Source organism: Nostoc sp. UCD121 (genome assembly GCF_014222285.1).
Classification (GTDB): domain Bacteria; phylum Cyanobacteriota; class Cyanobacteriia; order Cyanobacteriales; family Nostocaceae; genus Nostoc.
Map to the genome: position 1 here is coordinate 22,370 of NZ_JACKZS010000013.1, position 22,302 is coordinate 44,671.

Here is a 22,302-nt window from a genome sequence, read left to right on the forward strand (position 1 = left end):
GGTCTGCATTAAGATTGCAGCAATCTAAAATCTAATAGGCTACAAAACTACGTTTCTCAAGGTAGACGAGGTTTAACTGAATTGTATGAATCTAAAATCGAGTTTCATACTGAACTTGGAATAGATTTTCATCTCCCAAATTAGTTGAGCCTCGCATCAAAATTTCATCATTGAGTCGATAAAGGACGTTATAACGGAAAGACTCATCGCTAGAAAGAGGGCGTGATAAAGAAGCAGAGAAATTTCTATTAATATTAAACACACCTTCTGCTGATAAATTCAGAACTGAAGCTGTCCTTGTTTCATTACTAGTAGTAGGGGTAGGAAATATCCGAAATTCACTGAAACCAACAGCTTGACCGATCGCAGTAATAGTTCCTTGTAAACCACCTAAAATGGTAGAACTAGCGAAATTAGTCAGCCCTTGTCCTGCATCTGCTTGACCGAAAGAACCAAGAATCGAGCCACCTAGCAAAGCAACTATTTCTCCACGACTACGGCTAGGTTCACTCGTCAGTTCCAAATTCTCGCCCAATTCACTCGCTGGCCCGTCCACTCTTGCTTGAACGCGAACGGTACGTAAAGTACCGAAGTTAGTCGCAGAAACATCGCTGATTTCAGCAGACAATGGTGATTCCAAAATTCGGCTGTTCGTTGCTGATGCTTCCGGTACGATCGCAGTAAGTCGGACATCCAAAGTAGGGTCAAGTCCTTGGCTTGGAGTAAACCGCGCAGTTTGTTCGTAGCCTCGCGCTAAAGCAAACTCAGTGGAAAATAAGCTCAGTCGTCCTCCTGTCAAACGAATCAATCCTTCAGGAAGTGGCTTGGCTAATGTACCATTGATGGTCAAGTCGCCTTTTGCCTCAAAGTTCAGTATGGGCTGACTTAATGCGGCTCCTCCTGGTACAAAGCTTAATAGGGATTCAGTGGTAACACGAACATTGTCATCTAGACTCAACCTTAAATCTGCAAACTCTACAGGTAAATTGGGTGGAGTTGCTGCGGTGTTAGCATTATTATCTGGTTTAGTAACTCCGCTAGCGCTACTTTGGGCTGTAGGTATAGCATTAGCGTTAACCTGTTCTCTATTTAGATTTATGACGTTAGTGTTAGCTTCTGTTGTAGCGGCTGGTTTTGTCTTAGCAGTATTTCCAATAATCACTCGACCATCACTTAGCCGAATCTCTCCACCAATTACGGGTTTTAAGGCTGTTCCGCGAATTACAGCATTGCCGCCGACACCACCTTCATACAATCCTGCAAGCTTAAAGTCGAGTTTGTCTGCTATTGATATTGTCAGGGGATTCGCTGTGGCTGGCTGAGGATTGAGAATTGGCAAGATACCTGATGCAGTTATTTGCCCTTCATTGTAAAGAGCTTGAATGTTGTTAACACTCACCGTACTACCATTAAATTGTGCTGTCCCTGTTACATTCGTTAGGGGTTCAGATAAAGCTTGAGCGCTAATGGTTGCATTGTTAACTGTGGCGTTTCCATTGATAATTGGTTCGTTTAAAGTACCCTGAACATTTAAGTCTACTTTTCCTTGACCGTCTACCCAAGTTACTTGATTATTAGTAAACAGATTTAATAGTGCCAATCCTTCATTGTTCACATCGGCGTTGATGCTGATTTGATTGCTATCTGGTTGCACCTCGGCAAATGGTAACGGCGCAGGTACGCTACCTGTAATCGTAACTGGTTGCGTTCCTGTTACTAGTAAGGTACTGTCGAAATTCAAACGAGCATTATTGTAGTCAAAGTTCACCTGTCCACTTTGTACAGGTTGCTGGTTGAGAGTTGCATTCGCCAGTGTCACATTCCCTTGCGCTCTGGGATCTTGTAAACTACCTCCTAATGTGGCATCAGCATTTACATTACCAGTGATATCTATGGGATATCTTTCTATAAAAGGTTGTAAAAGTGATAAAGGTAGACTTGCTACATTCAACTTTCCAGATAGCTGTTCAGTTCCTAACTGTCCCGAAAATGCCACCAGACCTTGATTTATCCCAATACTCAAGGGCGAAAGTGTGACGATTCCATCGGCAAAATTGCCTTGAGCAACGACTTGATTAATGGAATATTCACCCCATTTCCAGTTAGCACCTTGGAAATTAAAGCCGACATTCAACCCAGATTTTAATGAACCATTAGCTGTAATTCCGCCACTCAAAGCACCCGTTAATTCTGCAAGGGTAGGTAAAGATAAGTCTCTTTTTGCCTCTAATTGCTGTTGTTGTGTGATCGATGTTGCAATTTTTGAAAAATATGCAAGCTGTGTGAGCAAATCTGAATTGGGCAAACTGATAGGCTTGGTATCAAGTACCTCTGCTCCAGCCAACGTTGGAGGCTGCAACCCTGTGCCAAGGTCTTGAAAGTCGAAGATATTAAATGCTTGCAAAAGTCTCTCGATTCTGGCTTGGTCTAAGTTAGCTTGGAATTGAAATTGCGGGTCATTCCCTGTTTGCACATTTCCACTTAAGGCGATGTTGCTATCTCCAATCCGCAATAGACCATTAGCCAAGCTAGCAGTACCATCAGCATAATTGATGCTGCCGCGAAATTCATCTGCTGCAACTCTGGCAACACGAGGCCCTGCGATCGCAACGTCTCCCGCAACTGCATAATTATTAAGATTGACAACTAAATTTCCCGATAGTTGCCCCCCTAAAGGTTTCAATTGATTGTTCGGTAAAAAGCCCCCAATCAAAGCTATAGGAAACTGTTGAGCGTTGATGAGTAAGTTCTCTCCCTCGGTTCTACCTGTAGTAACTGCCTCATCCCGCTTGACTAAAAATGAGGTTGGGCGATAATCTGCACCCAGGTTAAGCGCAATCCTGTCTTGCTTCCCAGCTAATCGCAGACTTGCTCCCTGTCCCCCTTGAAAATTCACGTTTCCAGTTAAAAGTGGGTCAAACGCTAAACTACTAACCTGAAAATTCCGCAGCCGGATGTTGCCGTTAGCTTGCGGAACATCAAGATTACCTGTAATTTTTCCATTAAAATCAAGTACCCCCGCTAACGCTACGTCTCCAGGAACTTGAAAGCCTGTATTTTTTAAGTTGAAATTCTGTGCCAGTACGTTTAAATTAAACCCAGCGATTTTGGGTGCGCTATTTGGTGGAGTTTGAATTGCGATCGCACCATTAGCACTCAATCCTGGGGTAGTTGCGTTTTCAACTATAATCTGCTGTCCATTCCACTGAAATTGAGCCGTAAGCGGTTTTGCCAGCAATGATACTCCTTGGGAAAGGCGGATTTGCCCGGCGGCGCGAATATCTGCAAGCTGGAAAGATTCTGTTGTCCCTGCTAACTGAAGATTGCTATTAAGCCGTCCTCGCAGTTGTGGTGAGAAACGGTTGAGTTGAATTTGAGAAGTTTTGACAGATCCTTGCCAGCGTTGTTGTGCAAGTTGACCTTGAGCCACAATTGTCCCACCTGCCACATTCAACACCGCACCTGGTAAAAGGATATTCTCTCCTTGTTTGGCAACAACAACTCGTCCGGTAGTGGGATAGGTAGCTGTAGGCGCTTGCACTTGCGCTACTGCTTGTAGGTTGCTCAGAGTGCCGGAGATATTGGCATTTGCCGATACATTCCCAATGGTAATGCCAGGTGAGGATTTGTACGCTCGTGCGATCGCATCTCCTGGCAAATTTTGGGCTTGTACATTCAACGCCACCTTACCTTGAGGTGCAAGCTGAAGTTGACCGCTAGCTATTACTTGCCCTCCCACCTCTGGATTTGCTTGAACGCGAGCAACATTGACGTTTAAGGGTGTACCTAGCGATCCAGAAACTTTAGCGTTCGCAGATATACCACCCAGATTCAGAGGAGTTGAAATATTGTAACCTTGAGCGATCGCATTTCCTGGTAAACCTTGAGCTTGAATACCTATATCTACTTGACCTTGGGGAGCTAGTTGAATTTGACCACTGGCTGTAATTTGCCCCCCTGTTGGCGGCGTTACCTGAACACTGGAAATATCAAGGTTTAATGGTTGTTTGCCAAGTGAGCCAGAGACTTCTGCTTTTGCCGAGACATTTCCAACTGCGATCGGTAAACTAACGCCATAGTCACGCGCTAATATATCCCCAGATACACCGTCAACTTGAGCATTAAATCTTACGTCGCTTTTGGCTCCCAAATTAGCTTGACCGCCTCCTGTAATTTGACCACCTGCTGCGGGGACTATTTTCAAATTAGAGACAGCAAGTTGAGATGCAGTTTGAGAAACATTCAAGCGGAAATCAGTATTGATGGCTTTGAAGAGAACGCGGTCAACTTGAATAGGTTTTGTGTTGCTTAGTGTACCGCTAAGGACTGGTTTTTGAAGTGCGCCTAACACCTGAATATTTGCTTGAATTTCGCCACTAGCTGGGACTGACGAATTTACATTCAATGTATCTAAAATATTTTTAGCACTAACTGGTTTTATCTGAGCAGAGACATTAAAACCAGTTTGATTATTAATTGTTCCATTAGCCAGAATGGGAACTTTGCCAAAGTTAGTACTCAAATTTTCTAAAGCAACTGTCTGACCTTGAAATGAAAATCTTCCATTAAAATTAGAAACTTGCTGAGGGATATTTTTAATTTTGGCAGTGATTTGATTAGCAGTAGCCGTTCCCGTAATCGCTATGTCTGACAGTTTAGGTGGGATCTGAAGCGCTAAGTCAGCATTTAAATACCCTGCTTGCAAGGCAATTGGTAACTCAATTAATCGACTGATATCAGATGCTTGTAAATTTTGTGTTGAAAGGTTGAGGCTAGTTGTTTGAGCTTTTAATTGGGTTTCACCAGCGATTTTTACTCCACCTCCCCTGGCGAGTTGAGCATTGATGTCATAACCAATCCTCTGATTTTGATCAAAAAATCGCGCAACACCACCAACTTGATTTAATATTACTGAACCTTTCGGTCTAGTTGGTGCGGCGAACGGCATCAACTCCACATTTCCATCTTGAATCTGAAGTGTTTGCAATTCGGTTTGAATAGCACCTTTTCCTTCCCCAGCCTTCACTTGGGCTGTAACCCAACGACCATCTCGATCCTGTTGGATGTAGACACTGGGCTGAACTAAAATTACATTTAATACCAGTTTTCGAGTTAAGAGAACTTGCAAGGGCGAAAACTGCACATCCAAGGCTTTTGCAACCACCTGGTCTGCATCGGTGGTAGTTGCTGGTATGGATAAAGAGCTAAATCTCAAACTAGAGAGCGAAAAACGTTCAACTTTTCCTACTTTTACTGGTCGCCCAAGCAATTGTTCGAGATTTTGCTGCACTAATGGCGCTAAATCCTTATATACATAGCTTCTAGCCCACCAAGCACCGACTGCAATTCCAACCAGCAAAATGACACCGAGAGCCAAACTGGTACGTCCTAAGAGGAGGAGCCATAAACGAGGATTAGATGGTTCCTGATTATTTTTTGAATTTGGAGAGCGCGTCATTATCGTTACTAGTACCAGTACTTTTTTCTGGAGTGAGCCGAGAGACAGGCTAGTACCGCAAGGCGGAATTAAAAATTAAAAATTAAAAATTAAAAATGAATACAGCGTAGGCATTTCGTTGATTTGGAATAGGTGGTTTATTTGCGCCGTGCTGTACTAGCCTCAGTTGTATCGGTAAGTTACAAACTATGGTTTCATAATATGAAGACTTTCGCAATAACTTTGCGGCATGCTACTTCTATTCTCCAGGAGAAGCTGCCCCAATGAGACGCTTTGTAAATGTTTCATATTATTCCATAATCTTGCATAATTCCTGAATATATTTTGTGATAACTCCTGTATATACAACCCTGGTTAGAAAATTAAAACTCTGTATAATCTAACTTAATATAGATGACAGGAAGTAATTTTAAATTTAAGAGTAATCTAGAGTTGAATGAAATTCCTGAAGCTAGATTTAGATTCCCCGTTCTTGAAGAAGTCGGGCATCTGGGCAGCAATTTTACTCAATTAATACTATTTTTATGTATAGTGAATTAGGCTGAATCTATTTAGATAAATTATTGATTACAGCTTAATCATGGTGGTTTAAATAGTTGGAAAAATTGGCTTATTTTTATTTAGAAAAAACTTATAGTTGATTAATGCGCCCAGCTAGAAAGGTAAAATGAGGCATCTATTTTTATTCAGTAATGGTACGCGAATGTCTACGAAACACTAAGTGAACGCACTTACAAAAACCCAGATAATTTTATCCGGTAATTTATTAAGTGAAACATGATATTCCGGCGGTGCTACTACACATCAACACGCCGGAAGTATATCAAGACAAACTGCTTAGTCTTAGACAGCAACCAATTACTAACAAGATTATTGACTTATCTAAAAATTTAGAAACCTGAGCTTTTAGATTACTCCATCGCCAACCGATCATTGATCGGTTGAATCATCAATCATTTCTGGTACTAAAGCTGGGTTACTCTTGCGTTCTTCTGGCGATTGCTCCCGAATAACATCATCGATTCTCGCAGGGTGTTTGATTTTGTCCAGTAGCTCTGGACTTAGTTGCGACGGTTCACCTTCTGGACTCGATTTTTCAGCTTGACTAGGAACTGTTTCCTTATTCATCACTATTTCCTAAAACTTATACGCCAAGCTTAAGTCCTTCTGTGGTGAGGCATACACTATCTTGAGACTTATTTCATGCAGTGGTAGGTAACAAGTTATGTTAATCTTTTGGTTGCTGATTGTCTAAAACTCCATCAGTTTAGTAGCGATCGCGTGCCTTGTGTACTCAAAGAAATTCAGCTACATTAAGGCAATATGAAAGCAGTTGACAAATAATTTGTCGCTCTAAAAAAAATCGGGATGACTGGATTCGAACCAGCGGCCCCTTCGTCCCGAACGAAGTGCGCTACCAAGCTGCGCCACATCCCGCCATAAGAATGGCATTGTAAATTAAGAATATCACAACCCGTGCCAAATTACAGAATTACATCTATATATATGATCGTTTCACCCAAGGCTTTGCTTGCTACGATTAAATTTGTATAACTCTAGTGGTAAAAGCGGATTGTGACTGTAAAACCAGACTGGTTGCGGGTAAAAGCACCTCAGCGTGAGCGCATCGGTAACGTTAAAGACATTTTGCGGGATTTATCCCTCAATACAGTTTGCGAGGAAGCATCCTGTCCGAATATTGGCGAATGCTTCAATGCCGGTACTGCTACGTTTTTGATTATGGGTCCGGCTTGTACACGCGCTTGTCCCTACTGCGATATTGATTTTGAGAAAAAACCGAAACCACTAGATCCCACGGAACCTGCACGACTAGCGGAAGCTGTTCGCCGCATGAACCTTAATCATGTAGTAATCACTTCTGTAAATCGAGATGACTTGTTTGATGGGGGTGCATCTCAGTTTGTGGCGTGTATTGATGCGGTTCGCACTGTTTCACCTAACACCACAATTGAGGTGCTAATTCCTGACTTGTGCGGTAATTGGAATGCTTTAGAGTTGATTCTACAAGCAGCGCCAGAGGTATTAAACCATAATACCGAAACTGTTCCACGCCTGTATCGCCGGGTGCGTCCCCAAGGAAACTACGATCGCACCTTAGAATTATTACAGCGAACTCGCCAACTTTCTCCTAGCACATACACAAAATCTGGGATTATGGTTGGACTCGGTGAAACTGATGTCGAAATTCGCCAAGTCATGCAAGACTTACGAACCGTAGATTGCGACATTTTGACAATTGGGCAATATCTCCAACCTAGTCAAAAACATTTACAAGTAAATGAATTTATCAACCCAGAACAATTTGCTGCTTGGAAGACATTCGGTGAAGAAATTGGATTTTTACAAATTGTTTCTTCTCCATTGACAAGAAGCTCATATCATGCAGAACAAGTCAGGGAATTAATGGAACGTTATCCTCGGAGCTAATTTTAGATTTTAGATTTTAGATTGCTAAGAGAATGGGGTGATTGGGTGATGGGGAGAATAGTGATTAATGACTAATTCAAAATCTGTAGCAATTCTGGGTGCAGGTGCTTGGGGTGCATCTCTGGCAAATCTCGCCGCAGCGAATGGTCATCAGGTGCGCGTGTGGTCGCGTCAAGGTTCCCAAACTCTCCAAACAGTTTTAGAAGATGCCCAAATAATCCTATCCGCTATCTCAATGATTGGTGTGAGAGATGTTGCTTCCCAAGTCCAGTCTTTCCCCCTTTCTCCAGAGACGATTTTTGTGACGGCGACCAAAGGCTTAGATCCCCAAACCACTTGCACGCCGTCACAAATTTGGCAAACAGTATTCCCTAACCATGCAGTGGTTGTTTTGTCTGGGCCTAATTTATCTAAAGAAATTCAACTAGAGTTACCAGCAGCAACAGTGGTAGCCAGTAATATTCCCACAGCTGCGGAAGTAGTGCAGTTAGTATTTTCTTCTCATCGTTTCCGGGTATATACCAATCCTGACCCCTTGGGGGTGGAACTGGGGGGAACGCTAAAAAATGTGATTGCGATCGCAGCTGGTGTATGCGATGGCTTACATCTAGGAACCAATGCCAAAGCTGCTTTAGTCACCCGTGGACTTACAGAAATGGTTCGCATCGGTAACGACTGGGGTGCAAAGACGGAAACATTTTATGGATTATCGGGTCTTGGAGACTTGTTAGCAACCTGCAATAGTCCCTTAAGCCGCAATTACCAAGTCGGCTACCAGCTAGCTGGTGGTAAGACACTTAAAGAAACCCTTGCAAATTTACAAGGAACAGCCGAAGGAGTGAACACTTGCCAGGTTTTGATGCAACGAGCCAAGCAACAAAACATTCCAGTTCCAATTACTGAGCAAGTTTATCGGTTACTTCAGGGAGAAATCACACCCCGGCAAGCGCTTGATGAACTGATGCTGCGAGATATCAAGCCAGAGTACAACTACTAGAGCATCCCCAATACTTTTCGGATAAACCCAATAATCTCTCTTTTGGTCTGGGGAAAGCTTAAAGGGTAAAGGGGAAAGGTAAATTTAAACTCTTCCCCTTTCCCCGTTAACCGAAAAGTATTGAGAGCATACCCTTGCTGTAGCAGGTATGAATTGCTCCTACAGCATGAGTATAGTTTTGCGTAAGTCATAATCAAGTTGAAATTGACGGGTTAGCAAGACACGGAGAGAGTATTTAATAACTTTCCTACGTTTTCTATCTCCGTATCGATAGAATTTTTGCCGTTAATACTAATCACTTCCCCGATATCTATTAGTCCTACTTATACCTGAATAATCCTGAGAAAAAATTGCTAAATCGTCAGGATATTACTTTTGTAGGCATGTAAATGTGACTATGCCAAATATAAAGATGACATTCACTGAAGGATGTTTATACTGTGTTACAAAAGTTACTATCACAACCCACCAAGGTTGAAATGTTAACTAAGTAGTTGAAATATTGAAAGCCTAGCTGCCAATTTAAATAGCTATTGGTTAAATCAAAAATTTAGCAGCCGATTAAGTCCAGTAATACTGTATCCAATAAAACCATTACAGTTAATTTCTAAAAAAATTGTAATGGAACCTTCAACTATGTTAGTTCATCGTTAATCGCGGGAACAATAGCAACAGTTGAATAGCTGACCGTAATCTAAGCTGACCGAAATCTATTGTTACCTGGAGCCATTGAGACGATCTTATGCCAGCAACATCTTTTTATGCAGATGCCCCCTACAACACCAAAAAGTCCCGCCAGGCTTTGGACTCGGATCTCACGGTTGATGAAAGCGAGTTATCGGTAGATGACCTACACGATCTAGAGATCGCTTCTGTTGACAATGCTAACTTTGCTGCTAGTAGTAACCGTCGGAGTACAGACCTAGTACGTCTATATCTTCAAGAAATTGGTCGGGTTCGCTTGTTGGGGCGCGATGAAGAGGTTTCAGAAGCTCAAAAAGTCCAACGCTACTTGCGGATGCGGATAGTACTTGCTAAGGCCGCCAAGGAAGGGGATGAAGTGATTACGCCCTATTTGAGGTTAGTTGAAGTTCAAGAACGTCTTACTTCGGAACTGGGACATCGGCCGTCTTTGGAAAGATGGGCTGCTACTGCTGATATAGTTTTATCCGATCTTAGGCCAACTTTGGCAAATGGTAAACGTCGCTGGGCAGAAATTGCCAAGTTGACTGTAGAAGAGTTGGAGCAAGTTCAGACCCAAGGACTGCAAGCAAAAGAACACATGATTAAGGCGAATCTTCGCTTAGTTGTGTCTGTTGCTAAGAAGTATCAAAATCGTGGTTTGGAATTGTTGGATTTAGTCCAAGAAGGTACATTAGGTTTGGAGCGGGCTGTAGAAAAATTTGACCCCACTAAGGGTTATCGCTTCAGTACTTATGCTTACTGGTGGATTCGTCAGGGAATTACACGAGCGATCGCAACTTCTAGTCGCACTATCCGCCTACCGGTTCATATTACCGAAAAGTTAAACAAAATTAAAAAGGCTCAACGCAAAATTGCTCAAGAAAAAGGTCGTACTCCGACTTTAGAGGATTTAGCAACTGAGTTAGAGATGACACCCACCCAAGTCCGAGAAGTTTTGTTACGGGTTCCTCGCTCTGTTTCTTTGGAAACCAAAGTAGGCAAAGATAAAGACACTGAGTTAGGCGAATTACTCGAAACTGACTGTGTAACCCCAGAAGAAATGTTAATGCGAGAATCTTTACAAAGAGACTTGCATCATCTTCTGTCAGATTTGACTAGCCGGGAACGCGATGTAATTTTGATGCGGTTCGGTTTGGCAGATGGTCATCCTTATTCTTTAGCAGAAATTGGTCGCGCCCTCGACTTATCGCGCGAACGAGTTCGGCAAATAGAATCCAAGGCTTTGCAAAAGCTACGCCAACCCAAGCGTCGCAACCTCATCCGCGATTATTTGGAGTCTTTAAGTTAATCAATGTTAAGAGTCATTTGTCATTAGTCATTTGTCATTAGAAAACTACACTTGACAAATGACTAGGGACAAAGGACTGATTTTATCCCAGATTGAAAGCCTTTTAGAGGCTTATAGCAAGTAATTTGCATTTAATTGTATAAGAGTTCCCCCAGAGCTTTGCTCAGATATCTTGAAGGTGGGGATCGGTTAAACAATTCAAAATTCACTCATCTAAAATTTAAAGTTAAGGGATGCAATCGTTACAAGTATCCTAACTATTAACTGTATGCAAATTAAATGCAATACAGCTTATTATTTGAATTTTGATCAAGATTTAATGAATTGTTCTTAAATATTTAGCATAAATTCTCAATAGGCAATGATTGTTGCAAATTGCTCCCAAGATTTGTTATATTCTCAACTAACAAGCTTTGTTGAGAAATATTAGTATGACTGTCTACACAACTACTTCACTCAAGGCAGAACTGAACGGGCGAGGCTGGCGATTAACTCCCCAGCGCGAAACAATTTTACACATTTTTCAAGAACTTCCGCAAGGTGAACATCTAAGTGCGGAGGATCTTTATCATCGGCTAGAAACTGATGGTGAAGGGATCAGTCTGTCAACTATTTATCGGACTTTGAAGTTGATGGCCAGGATGGGAATTTTACGGGAATTAGAACTGGGTGAAGGACATAAGCATTATGAGATCAACCAGCCTTATCCTCATCATCACCATCACTTGATTTGTGTTAGATGCAACTCAACTATTGAGTTTAAAAATGATTCAATTTTAAAAATTGGATCGAAAACCGCCCAAAAAGAAGGTTTCCACCTGCTTGATTGTCAAATGACAATCCATGCAGTGTGTCCCAAGTGCCAACGGGCGCTGATGCCGCTTTAGCACTTGGGTGAATAATCAGACGAAACTACTCAAACTAACCAAATAAGTGGAATTTTGAGCAGTTCGTAATTTGCTGTTACTAGAGGCTAGCAACGAGTTGGGAACTGATACTAACAAGACCAAAGCGGATGTTAAAAGCGTCCGCTCTTAAGATCCTTGAGGCTGATGCCGTAGAATTCTTGGGCTTGTTTAATCGCTTTTTTGGTGTCATCTGCCATTACACCGTTCAGCTTGCCTTTATAAAAACCCCGCTCCCGTAGTCGCGTTTGGATTTCCAGGGTATTAAATTCGCTTTTTTTAGCAGTATTAACTGAGCTATATAACTTAGCTCGCGTAGTTGGGCCAGCAACGCCACTGGCTGCTAAGAAATTAGCTGCCTGGAATCTTCGTACAGCATCGGCAGTATAGGGGCCATAGTAGCCATTTGGCTCTCCCTCTAAATATCCTGCCTGGATCAATTGTTCTTGGATAATTCTAACTGACTCACCGCGATCGCCTACACGGAGTTTATCTCGATTGACTACCTTTTTGGGAGCCTCTTCTCCATCGCCAATGCCAATTCCCGGCAATTTACGCAATGTTGCGGGGCCGGCAATTCCATCAACGCTTAATTTGTAAGAATCTTGGAACCGCTTTACAGATTCTTCGGTAATTGGACCAAATATTCCTGTGGCATTCCCATAATAAAAGCCTGCGATTCTTAAGCGTTCTTGCAAGGCTCTGACATCTTCACCTTCATCACCCTTAGCAAGGTAGTTAGGATTACGGCGTTGGTTGGTGGCTGAACGAACCGAACTAGTAGTGCTGGGCTTTTTAGCTTGTGTACTGACAACAGTGGCTTTTTTTGCTTGTGTTGTCGTAGTACTGGGCTTTTTAGCTTGCCAGTTTTCTAACTTTTGCAGTGTGCTTGCTCCAACAATGCCGTCCACTGGTAAACCGGCGGCTTTTTGGAAGCGGCGCACAGCCTCTTGTGTGGATGCGTCATATACTTGGGTAACAGAGGATTGGTAAAAGCCTGCTGTTCTCAACTTTTGTTGGAGATTTCTAACAGAGGGGCCTTGATCGCCTTTTTCCAGTGCTATAACGCTGCTGACAGCGCCAAGAATAGACAAGGACAGAGCAAGGGGCAACATATACTTCCAAGCCCTGCCAGAAAGCCGTTTCCAGTCTGGTGCAGCTGCTTTGTTAAACAAAGAACTGAGGGATACCAATTCACTGGGTGTGCTGTCTTCGTAGGCGAAAGCTAGGTGCAAATACGCAAGATTTTCCATATTTGTTTCCTACACCATTGATTTTTCTTCGATAACTGCTTCAGCTTGATGTACTAGGTTCCTCAAAGCTTCTAATGTTCCTATATTTACATCCTCCCATAAATTGCGCTTGTGTGCTTCTAATAATTTTTCAGCAATATCACGCAGAGCATAGGGGTTCTTTTCCTGAATAAATTCTGACACAACTGGATCGAGCAAGTAAGCCTCTACTATGCCTTGATACATATAATCTTCTACACATTTAGCTGTAGCGTCGTAGGCGAATAAAAAATCTACTGTCGCCGCCATTTCAAAAGCACCTTTGTAACCGTGGCGCATAACTCCTGCAATCCACTTAGGATTAACTACGCGAGAACGATACACGCGTGAAATTTCTTCTTTGAGTTGGCGGACTCGTGGTTGGGCAGGTATGGAATTATCACCAAAATATGTTTGGGGGTTTTTTCCTTGTAGAGAACGCACGGCTGCGGTTAAGCCACCCTGAAATTGGTAATAATCATCAGAATCGAGTAGGTCGTGTTCACGGTTATCTTGATTATGCAGGACAACTTGCATCTGGGATAAGCGTTGTTTGAAGGCTTCGGTATTGGGCATTGGGAATTGGGAACTTGTACTGAGCGAAGTCGAAGTATTGGGAATTGGGAATTGGTTATTCTCCTTATCTCCCCCTGCTCCCTGCCCCCTGCTCCCTGCCTCCTGCTCCCCTGCTCCCGAAGAATAGGCGTAAGAACTCCAGTTAATGTAGGCGCGGGCTAAATCTTCATCATCTGTCCAGTTTTGCGATTCGATTAAACCTTGGAGTCCTGCACCGTAAGCACCTGGACGAGAACCAAATATGCGATAGCGCGATCGCACCGAGGCTTCTTCTAAAGTTAATCCTTGGCTTGTCCACAATTCAGTTTCTTGGCGAACTGCATCTGCTAGGGGATTTTGTTCTGGCGGTTCATCTAAGTCTGCTACTGCTGATACCGCTTGATCGAATAAATCAATTAAGTTGGGAAAAGCATCCCGGAAGAATCCCGAAATTCGCAAAGTTACATCTACACGCGGTCGTCCCAAAATCGCTAGAGGCAAAATTTCAAAATCCACTACTCGCCGCGCTGCACCATCCCATACTGGTTGAACTCCGAGTAAAGCTAAGGCTTCGGCAATATCATCACCGCCTGTTCTCATGGTGGCTGTTCCCCACAATGACAAACCTAGTGTTTTGGGATATTCGCCATGCTCTTGAGTGTAATATTCCACAAGGGTTTCAGCAGCTTTTCTACCGATATCCCAAGCTGTCTCTGTGGGAATGGCGCGGATATCGACAGAATAAAAGTTTCTCCCTGTTGGTAGAACTTCTGGGCGGCCGCGCGTGGGTGCGCCAGATGGAGCGCTGGGGACGTACCCGCCATCGAGTCCGTGTAATAAATGGGTGATTTCTTGATCGGTTTGTTGTAAAGCTGGCAGCAGGCGATCGCGTATCCAGGTAGAGACGCGATGAATCGCGTCTCTACAAGATTCCTGATTCCTGATTTCTAAATTCTGAATTCTGAATTCTGAATCCTGATTTATTAGTTGTTCTACTAAGAGGGCGGCGTGTTCTTCTAGGACTTCGACGATATCACCGAGGGTACGGCATTCTGTGCCATTGACTACTGAATATTCACCACTAGGCATTGACAAATCGGCTGTGAGGGGGTCGAAATCTAAACCCCAATCTTGAGCGATCGCACGGGTAATACCTGAAGAATGGCGATTGGGTATGCGAGCGATCGCTACTATTAAGTCTCGCAACTGCCTTCCTTGGGGACATTGCCCAAAAATGTGCAACCCATCGCGGATTTGGGCTTCTTTCAATTCACAAAGATAACCACCGATAGAATTCAAAATTAAGGATTCAGACTTAAAAATTTCTGTTTCATTTTGGATTCCCAAATCTAGATGGAGATTTTCTTTGATCACCAGTTCGTGGATGCGATCGCGAATCACTGGTAAACGCGAAGGATCTAAACTGTCGGCTTCGTAATACTCATCAATTAAATTTTCTAACTGTTGCAAAGAACCATAGAGTTCCGCACGAGTCATTGGCGGCGTTAAGTGATCTATAATCACCGCTTGAGCGCGACGTTTGGCTTGGGAACCTTCACCAGGATCATTGACAATAAACGGGTACAGGTGGGGAAGTGCGCCGAAAGCTACTTCTGGATAACAATTATTCGATAAAGCCACACTTTTACCGGGTAGCCATTCTAGATTTCCGTGTTTCCCTACATGAACTACAGCATCAGCACCAAAAGCTTCTCTAACCCAATAGTAGAAAGCTAAATAATCATGGGTTGGTTCTAAATCCGGCGCATGGTAATTCAAACTGGGGTCATTATCATAACCTCTTGCTGGCTGAATTCCCACAAAAATGTTGCCGAGTTGAATTCCGGGAACGGGGATAGAAGCAGGGGGGCAGGGAGCAGGGAGCAGGGGAGAAGAGCTTTCACCTTTGCCTCCCGCACCTTGCCCCATTCCCCACCGTTCACTAATACCTTGCTGAACTGCTGGCGGTAATGAAGCGAAATATTCTTGATATTCTTCCCAAGAAACACTTTGGTGTACCGGAAGTGATTCTCTACCTTCTGGATCGTTGGTTACACCATCTGTCAGCCGTTGAATCAACTCGTCTCCTTCAGCAGGTGGATTTTCTACTTCATACCCAGCTTGATGTAAAGCTTGCAGGATTTCTACACAACTAGCTGGGGTGTCGAGTCCTACGCCATTGGCAAGCCGTCCATTGCGGTTGGGGTAGTTTGCCAAAATTAGGGCAATTCGCCGTTCTTGAGGTGGTTTGGAACGTAGACGCGCCCAGTTTGCTGCTAGTTTAGCAACGAACTCGATGCGATCGCTGACTGGTTCATAAATTACCACATCTGTCTCTAAATGGGGATTACGAGTTTGTACTGCTTTAAAAGACACAGCACGAGTAATAATCCGCCCATCTACTTCTGGTAGCGCCACATTCATCCCAATATCGCGGGGAGAAAGCCCTTGAAATTGTGACTCCCACTGCTCAATTGATCCGCCACTAAGGATTACCTGCAACACAGGCACATCTAATTTTTCCCATAGTTCAGTTTGGGGTGTTTCACTTTCCAACCGTGCTAGAGAAAAACTGGTAGTATTCAGCAGTACAGCTATTGATGCGGCTTCTTTGGGTTGGAAAAATTCACTCAACTCCGTTTGAACATCGGGTTCACGCAATGAGGAAACAAACACTGGCACTGGTTGTAAATTTTTCTGTACCAAGGCTTGGCATAAAGCATCAATTACTTTAGTGTTTCCAGCTAAATAATGAGCGCGGTAGAAGAGGATGCCAATTTTGGGAATTGGGAATTGGGAATTGGGAATTGGGGATTGGGAATGAGGTTCTGAAGTGGATGAACAGAGTTCTGAAGTGGATGGATCAGCCTCTAATTCTCTTTGTCCCCCTTGTCCCCCTTGTCCCCTTGTCCCCTTGCCTCTTTGTCCCCCCACTTGCCATTCATACAATCCCACGCGCGGAATCGGCCGGGGTAGCGGGGGATTGTATGCAGTTAACAGGCAACTATCAGAGATAAATTGCAGAGCATTAACAAAATTTTCTACGCCGCCCTCGCTAAAATACTGCCATACCTGGTTAGCAACACTTAAAGGCACGGTAGACTGAGAAATTAAGTTGGGATCAAAAGCGTCGTCCCCTGGCATTACAATGAGGGTTCTACCATTACGTTGAACAATTTCTTGCACTACTTCTAAGCCATAACTCCAGTAAGAACGTCCTCCTAATAGGCGCAAAATAATTACTTGGGCAAGCTCCAAAACTTGCTCTCCATAAGTATCTATGCTTAACTGTTGCTGCAATTGCAACAGATTGGCGACTCTTAAGGCAGGAAATTGTGAAGGTAATTTTGTAACCGCAACTGCCAAAGTTTGAATGTCGGTATCAGCAGCCGTAATCAACACGAAAGGCGCTGGAGTTTGTTCTATAAAAATTAAACCCTCTGACTGATTCCATCCACCCGATGTGCTACTTATACGATGCATAATGCTGTATTACCGTCTTAAACTATTGGTTATTACACAATCAAAACAAACTTTTCCCCTGCATTTAGCCCCCTCTTACCAGTAATGATTAAAAATGCTTAGTTCTCCTGATTTGAGCTTTTCTCGAACCTTGCCTATTGTTGTATTTAATCAGCTTGGGGAATTGTTGGAGCAGATGGCTCAAACGGTGGGAAGTGCCGCTCTGATACTGACAGAAGCTGTTTTGGCGCGGATTTGCATACCTGTGGAGTGGCAAAGGCAAAGGTTTACGTTGGTGGTTTCTGAGCAGTTTAGTGTGCTTTTGTTAGGAAATTTTGACGAAGGTGAGCAGGGGAGCAGCACTTCTCTACGAGACGCTGCGCGAACGGCTTCGCTCAGTGAACGGGGAGCAGAGGAGCAGGGAATTGATTCAGCACTCAATGCTAGATTGACATTTAATTTAGAGGCGATCGCTTCTTTTCTCCACGAATTGAGAGACTTGTTTGAGTGCGATTCCTATACTCACCAAAATCTCGAACGCTATCGCCAAATTATTGGGCCCAATGATGCTACCCTCCAAAGTAAGTTCTCGCTGTTGCTATTAGAATATCTTTTAACTCAGCCAAACCAAGAAATAATAGCACCTCCAAGCCCAACTGCGCCGGCAGTTTATATCTGTCAGCCAGTGGAAGATGCATTAAAAAAACAGATTTCCCAAGAACGGTTGTTGAATCAGGTAACAACGCAGATCCGCAAAAGCTTGGATTTGCCTGTTATTATGGCAACGGCAATTACACAGGTGCGTGAGTTTCTAGAATTAGACCGATTAGTAATCTATAAATTTGAAGGTTCCAAAGTCAAGACTCAACAATACCAGTCTTCTACAGATGAGGATAACGGGAAACGCTCAACTTCTATCTCAGTAAATAATCAATCCTTAGTAGAAGATTACCAACAGCATGGAGCTTATATTGTCTATGAAGCCCGTGCTACAGATGCGATTACCTGCGTGTTGAATTACACAGAAAAAAATTGCTTTATGCGAACCTCTCAATGTTGGGAGAAGTATCGCCAAGGCTTTACGTTAGCTGTGGATGATGTCGAAAAAACTTATGCTCTAGAAGAGTGTTTGTTGAATTTTTTAAGGGAAAGCCAAGTGCGGGCTAAGTTGGCAGCACCGATTATACTTGAGGATAAGCTGTGGGGGCTGCTGATTGCTCATCAGTGCAATGAACCACGCCAGTGGATTGATAGCGAAAAAAACTTGCTGATTGCGATCGCAGAACAATTAGCGATCGCCATTTACCAAGCTGAGTTAATGCAAACCCTCACCCAAGAAAAACAAACTCTCGAACAACGAGTTATTGAACGCACAATTGGACTACGTGATGCTCTCCTCGCCGCCGAAGCTGCTAACCGCCTCAGAAGTGAATTTCTCGCTACCATCAGTCACGAATTACTCACGCCTTTAACTTATGTGATTGGGATGTCTTCTACATTGTTGCGCTGGCCTTTGGGTGAATTGAGTCAACGACAGCGCGATTATCTGCAAACAATCCACGACAGTGGAGAACATTTATTAGAAATGATTAATGACATCCTCGATTTATCGCAAATCGAGGCTGGTAAGACAGCTTTAAATATTTCGGAATTTTCTTTAGCGAATGTTGCTGAAAATGCTGTGGAGTCACTGCGAAAAAAAGCAACAAGCGAACAAATCAATCTCAACCTTGATTTGCAAATCGATCCCAGGCGCGATCGCTTTACCGCCGATGCCGAACGAGTAGCACAAATTCTCTCGAATCTGTTAACTAATGCGATTAAATTCACTCCCGAAAGTGGTAGCGTTACCTTACGGCTTTGGGTGGAGGATGATACCGCTATTTTTCAAGTGGAAGATACCGGGATTGGCATCCGCGAAGAACAGTTACCATTACTTTTTGAGAAATTTCAGCAACTCGATACACCCTATCGCCGCCGCTACGAAGGCACTGGACTTGGATTAGCTTTAACTAAACAACTTGTAGAACTCCATCGGGGTCGAATTGAAGTAGAATCAACCATCAGTATTGGCTCCATTTTTACTGTATGGATACCAACTCAGGCAATGAGAGTGCTGAGTTAAGAGTTAAGCAAGAGACGCGATGAATCGCCGTCTTTACAATAATCAGTATTTGTAGAGACGGTGATTTATCACGTCTTTTTTATAATTTATCTATTCAATTTGATCCTAGGCTAATGAGCATTTTTTCAAAAATTCTCACCACAGCCTCCTCTCCATTGTCTCTAGTGAAAATAGTATAATTTGGATGAGAATTGATTTCAATTAACCAATATTGGTTATCTCGATCTAAAACGATATCTAAACCACCATAATCAATATCTAATTCTTCAAAAATTGGTTTAGCGAAATTAGCAATCTCTGATAATATTTGTGGATCATTGATATATTTTGCTTTCGCACCATCCCAGTGAAGAGGGCTGAGATTGCCTGCAAATTTTGCGTTAGTTATATCTTTTTCATAGAGTAGAACTAACTCTTTATTTAGAAAAACGGCTCTATACTCAGATTTTATGTCAATAAACTCTTGAGCGATCGCAACGTAATCGTACTTTTTATTATTAATATTAAAAATCTCTTTTAAAGCAGTTTCAACTTCATCTGTATTGTGACATAAAAAAACGTTATGTCCACTTGAGCCAGAATTACGTTTAACAATTACAGGTGTTTCAAAGGTTTTTTTTATTTCTAATATAATATCTTCAAAACTTGGAAATTTTAAGTAAATTTTATATTGCAGGTCACAAAAAGGGGAAAGAAAACCAACTGTCCGAGGTAGTTTAACTTTGTTCTTTAAGATATGGTAGGTATATTCCTTATCTTTAATAATTTGTGCTACGGCTTGATTTATTATCGGAGTACTATAATTGCAAAAAAAATGTTGTTTATTATTCAGTTTTATTTTTACTAAGTTTTCAGCCGGATGAATAATTTCATAGCTGATATTTAAATTTTCACAAGCTTTGAGCAATAGCGAAAGGTTATCTAACATAAATACTTCAATTTAAAGATAAAAATTACGAATTAAGTTAGCGTAGCAGGGCGGAGAAGCCCATTACGAATTACGAATTACGAATTACGAATTACGAATTACGAATTACGAATTACGAATTACGAATTACGAATTACGAATTATTTTAGCTTGTTGTTTGCCGTTTAAAAATCACCATTTCAGTACCGACAACTGGGTTACGCGCTATCAGCTTATCTTGGGAATCGATAATTTCTAAATGGGTAAAATCAAGTTCTTGAGAACGTTGTAATATCTCCGCAGCTAGTTTGTCTTGCTGGGATTCTTTGAGAGTGTACCAATCATCACTAATTTTGACAATCAAGTTACTCGTGCGGAAGTTGGCTTGAATTGACTTTATCAGACCAGAGGCAATGCGATCGCTAATTTCGGCTACCTGATTTTCAATAGCCGCAATCAAAGCTTGTTCTGGTGTCAATTCTATAGCTGGTGTCGGCGTTGGTGTTGGGGTGGGAATTGGTTCAGGTTCCGGCGGTGGCGTAATTTTCTCTGGTGGCTGTGGCGGCTGCGGTTCTGGTACAACTGACTCCGGTGGAATAGTTATTGTTGGTGTCGGTGTAGGAACCTCTTCAACTGGAGGAACCGTTGCGATTTCAGTAGGTTTACCAGTAAAGACAGTTGTAGTTGTCCAAACGAGAATTACAGCAATTCCAGTCACAATTCCCGTCAAAGCTGTATCTGATAACTTTGTTGACAAATTTGATGGCAAAAACAAGCGGATTGTCCTTAACAGTCCACCCCATCGCAACTGAAGCTGCTGGAAAAAGCCGGGTGTTTCCTTAGTACCTGATGGGGGTGCTGTCTCCAGTTTGTCCACCGTTACTTCTAAAACCCCAATCGTCCCTCGGAGAACTTGGATAATTTTAGCCTTCCAAAATGGCTGAACTCTCTGGTAAGGTTTTTGGGGAGGTTGAGTTACTTGCTCATCCGTCGGTTTTGACTGATTGTCTTGTGACATGGAACTTTCACCAAAAGCAGCGAATCAAAGACAAACAACGTACATTATTACTGGTGCTGCCTTCTTTTGCCTTAATGTATCACTTCGTTGCACATTGCTTCAGCTAAACTGACTATTTATTAAATTTGGTGACTTATGAAACTGAAACGCCGTCAATTTTTATTTTTAAGTAGCGTCAGCACCATTGGTACAGGATTTTTAAGCTGGATGTTAGCTCATCAAAATCATCAAAGTGCTGATATTGGCGATTCAACAACAGCTATAGCTGCTAACCCAAGCAAAAAAGACTTGTTATTACGTTTTGTGTCTGTAGCTGATACGGGGACTGGAGCTAAAGGACAGTATGCTGTGGCTGGAGCGATGAATGCATATCATAAACAAAATCCTTATGATTTAGTCGTTTTAGCTGGAGATAACATTTACAATAACGGCGAAATTGAGAAAATTGGTGCAGTTTTTGAGCGTCCTTATCAAGGTTTACTCAAGCAAGGTGTGAAATTTTATGCTTGTTTAGGTAATCACGATATTCGTACTGCCAATGGCGATCCCCAAGTCAAATATGCTGGCTTTAATATGAAGGGACGTTACTATACATTTAAACGTAATCAAGTACAATTTTTCGCTTTAGATACTAACGGTAATGCTGATTGGAAAAACCAGTTAAATTGGTTAGAAAAAGAATTAAGTCTTAGTAAAGCTCCTTGGAAAGTCGTATTTGGCCATCATCCGATTTATTCATCGGGTCAGTATGGGAGTAATCCAGATTTTACTAAAACTTTCACTCCTCTATTTAAAAAATACGGCGTTCAACTTTACATCAATGGTCACGAACACAATTATGAACGCACTCGTGCTATTGATGGGACAACTTACTTAATTTGTGGTGCAGGTGCTGGTAATCGTCCTGTAGGGCGTTCTGAGTGGACAGGGTATTCTACCAGTGATTTAAGTTTTGCCTCTTATGAGGTGTATAAAGATAGAATAGAAATAAGTGCGATCGCTACTAATAATCGCGTATTTGATAAAGGCATTATTCAATTAAAATCAGTTTAGTTCTATGACTCAGCAAGAACTTACTTCTGCACTCAAGAATACTTTAGAATCGTACCAAGCATCAAATGCTATATAAAATACTTTTACAAAAAGCAAATATACCAAGCGAT

General features: G+C 42.4%; 13 protein-coding genes and 1 tRNA gene. 7 read left to right on the forward strand and 7 right to left on the reverse strand.

What is annotated here, in order from left to right; translation table 11 throughout:
- Positions 1-91: 91 nt before the first annotated feature.
- Positions 92-5,458 carry a translocation/assembly module TamB domain-containing protein gene (locus tag GNF10_RS04810; protein WP_185581799.1) on the reverse strand — a complete coding sequence of 1,789 codons (5,367 nt, stop codon included), beginning with the start codon at positions 5,456-5,458 and terminating at the stop codon, positions 92-94.
- Between the two features lie 770 nt (positions 5,459-6,228).
- Between GNF10_RS04810 and GNF10_RS38350 the strand changes: the two genes are divergently transcribed.
- Complete coding sequence (locus GNF10_RS38350; protein WP_260445852.1) at positions 6,229-6,360, forward strand: hypothetical protein; 132 nt, start codon at positions 6,229-6,231, stop codon at positions 6,358-6,360.
- 28 nt (positions 6,361-6,388) lie between these two features.
- On the opposite strand, the gene GNF10_RS04815 is transcribed toward GNF10_RS38350, so the two are convergent.
- Together GNF10_RS04815 and GNF10_RS04820 are read right to left on the reverse strand one after the other, a co-directional pair.
- Positions 6,389-6,586, reverse strand: a complete 198-nt coding sequence (locus tag GNF10_RS04815) for a hypothetical protein (RefSeq protein WP_185581759.1) — start codon at positions 6,584-6,586, stop codon at positions 6,389-6,391.
- Positions 6,587-6,821: 235 nt separating this feature from the next.
- Positions 6,822-6,895, reverse strand: a tRNA-Pro gene (locus tag GNF10_RS04820).
- 138 nt (positions 6,896-7,033) lie between these two features.
- Here GNF10_RS04820 and lipA point away from each other — a divergent pair.
- The 4 genes from lipA to GNF10_RS04840 all read left to right on the forward strand — a co-directional run bounded on the left by lipA (position 7,034) and on the right by GNF10_RS04840 (position 11,783).
- Positions 7,034-7,906 (forward strand): lipoyl synthase, encoded by an 873-nt coding sequence (lipA, locus tag GNF10_RS04825; RefSeq protein WP_185581758.1) that lies wholly within the window; start codon positions 7,034-7,036, stop codon positions 7,904-7,906.
- A gap of 67 nt (positions 7,907-7,973) precedes the next feature.
- Positions 7,974-8,903, forward strand: a complete 930-nt coding sequence (locus GNF10_RS04830) for an NAD(P)H-dependent glycerol-3-phosphate dehydrogenase (protein WP_185581757.1) — start codon at positions 7,974-7,976, stop codon at positions 8,901-8,903.
- A gap of 742 nt (positions 8,904-9,645) precedes the next feature.
- Entirely contained in the window at positions 9,646-10,896 is a 1,251-nt protein-coding gene (gene sigC / locus GNF10_RS04835) for an RNA polymerase sigma factor SigC (protein ID WP_185581756.1), read from the forward strand.
- A gap of 431 nt (positions 10,897-11,327) precedes the next feature.
- Positions 11,328-11,783, forward strand: a complete 456-nt coding sequence (locus GNF10_RS04840; RefSeq protein WP_114080112.1) for a Fur family transcriptional regulator — start codon at positions 11,328-11,330, stop codon at positions 11,781-11,783.
- A 131-nt stretch (positions 11,784-11,914) separates the two neighbouring features.
- Here GNF10_RS04840 and GNF10_RS04845 read toward each other — a convergent pair whose 3' ends face one another.
- On the reverse strand, positions 11,915-13,054 hold the full coding sequence (locus tag GNF10_RS04845) for a peptidoglycan-binding protein (protein WP_185581755.1): 1,140 nt from the start codon (positions 13,052-13,054) through the stop codon (positions 11,915-11,917).
- A 9-nt stretch (positions 13,055-13,063) separates the two neighbouring features.
- Complete coding sequence (gene cobN, locus GNF10_RS04850; protein ID WP_185607123.1) at positions 13,064-17,110, reverse strand: cobaltochelatase subunit CobN; 4,047 nt, start codon at positions 17,108-17,110, stop codon at positions 13,064-13,066.
- A gap of 94 nt (positions 17,111-17,204) precedes the next feature.
- Between cobN and GNF10_RS04855 the strand changes: the two genes are divergently transcribed.
- On the forward strand, positions 17,205-19,214 hold the full coding sequence (locus tag GNF10_RS04855; protein WP_185581670.1) for a GAF domain-containing sensor histidine kinase: 2,010 nt from the start codon (positions 17,205-17,207) through the stop codon (positions 19,212-19,214).
- Between the two features lie 94 nt (positions 19,215-19,308).
- Here GNF10_RS04855 and GNF10_RS04860 read toward each other — a convergent pair whose 3' ends face one another.
- A complete protein-coding gene (locus tag GNF10_RS04860) occupies positions 19,309-20,142 on the reverse strand; it encodes a RimK family alpha-L-glutamate ligase (protein ID WP_185607124.1) in 834 nt (277 codons plus the stop codon).
- A 145-nt stretch (positions 20,143-20,287) separates the two neighbouring features.
- Positions 20,288-21,139, reverse strand: coding sequence for a hypothetical protein (locus tag GNF10_RS04865; RefSeq protein WP_185586133.1), 852 nt, complete (start codon positions 21,137-21,139; stop codon positions 20,288-20,290).
- A 135-nt stretch (positions 21,140-21,274) separates the two neighbouring features.
- Between GNF10_RS04865 and GNF10_RS04870 the strand changes: the two genes are divergently transcribed.
- Entirely contained in the window at positions 21,275-22,192 is a 918-nt protein-coding gene (locus GNF10_RS04870) for a metallophosphoesterase (protein ID WP_185586134.1), read from the forward strand.
- The last annotated feature ends 110 nt before the right edge of the window (positions 22,193-22,302 follow it).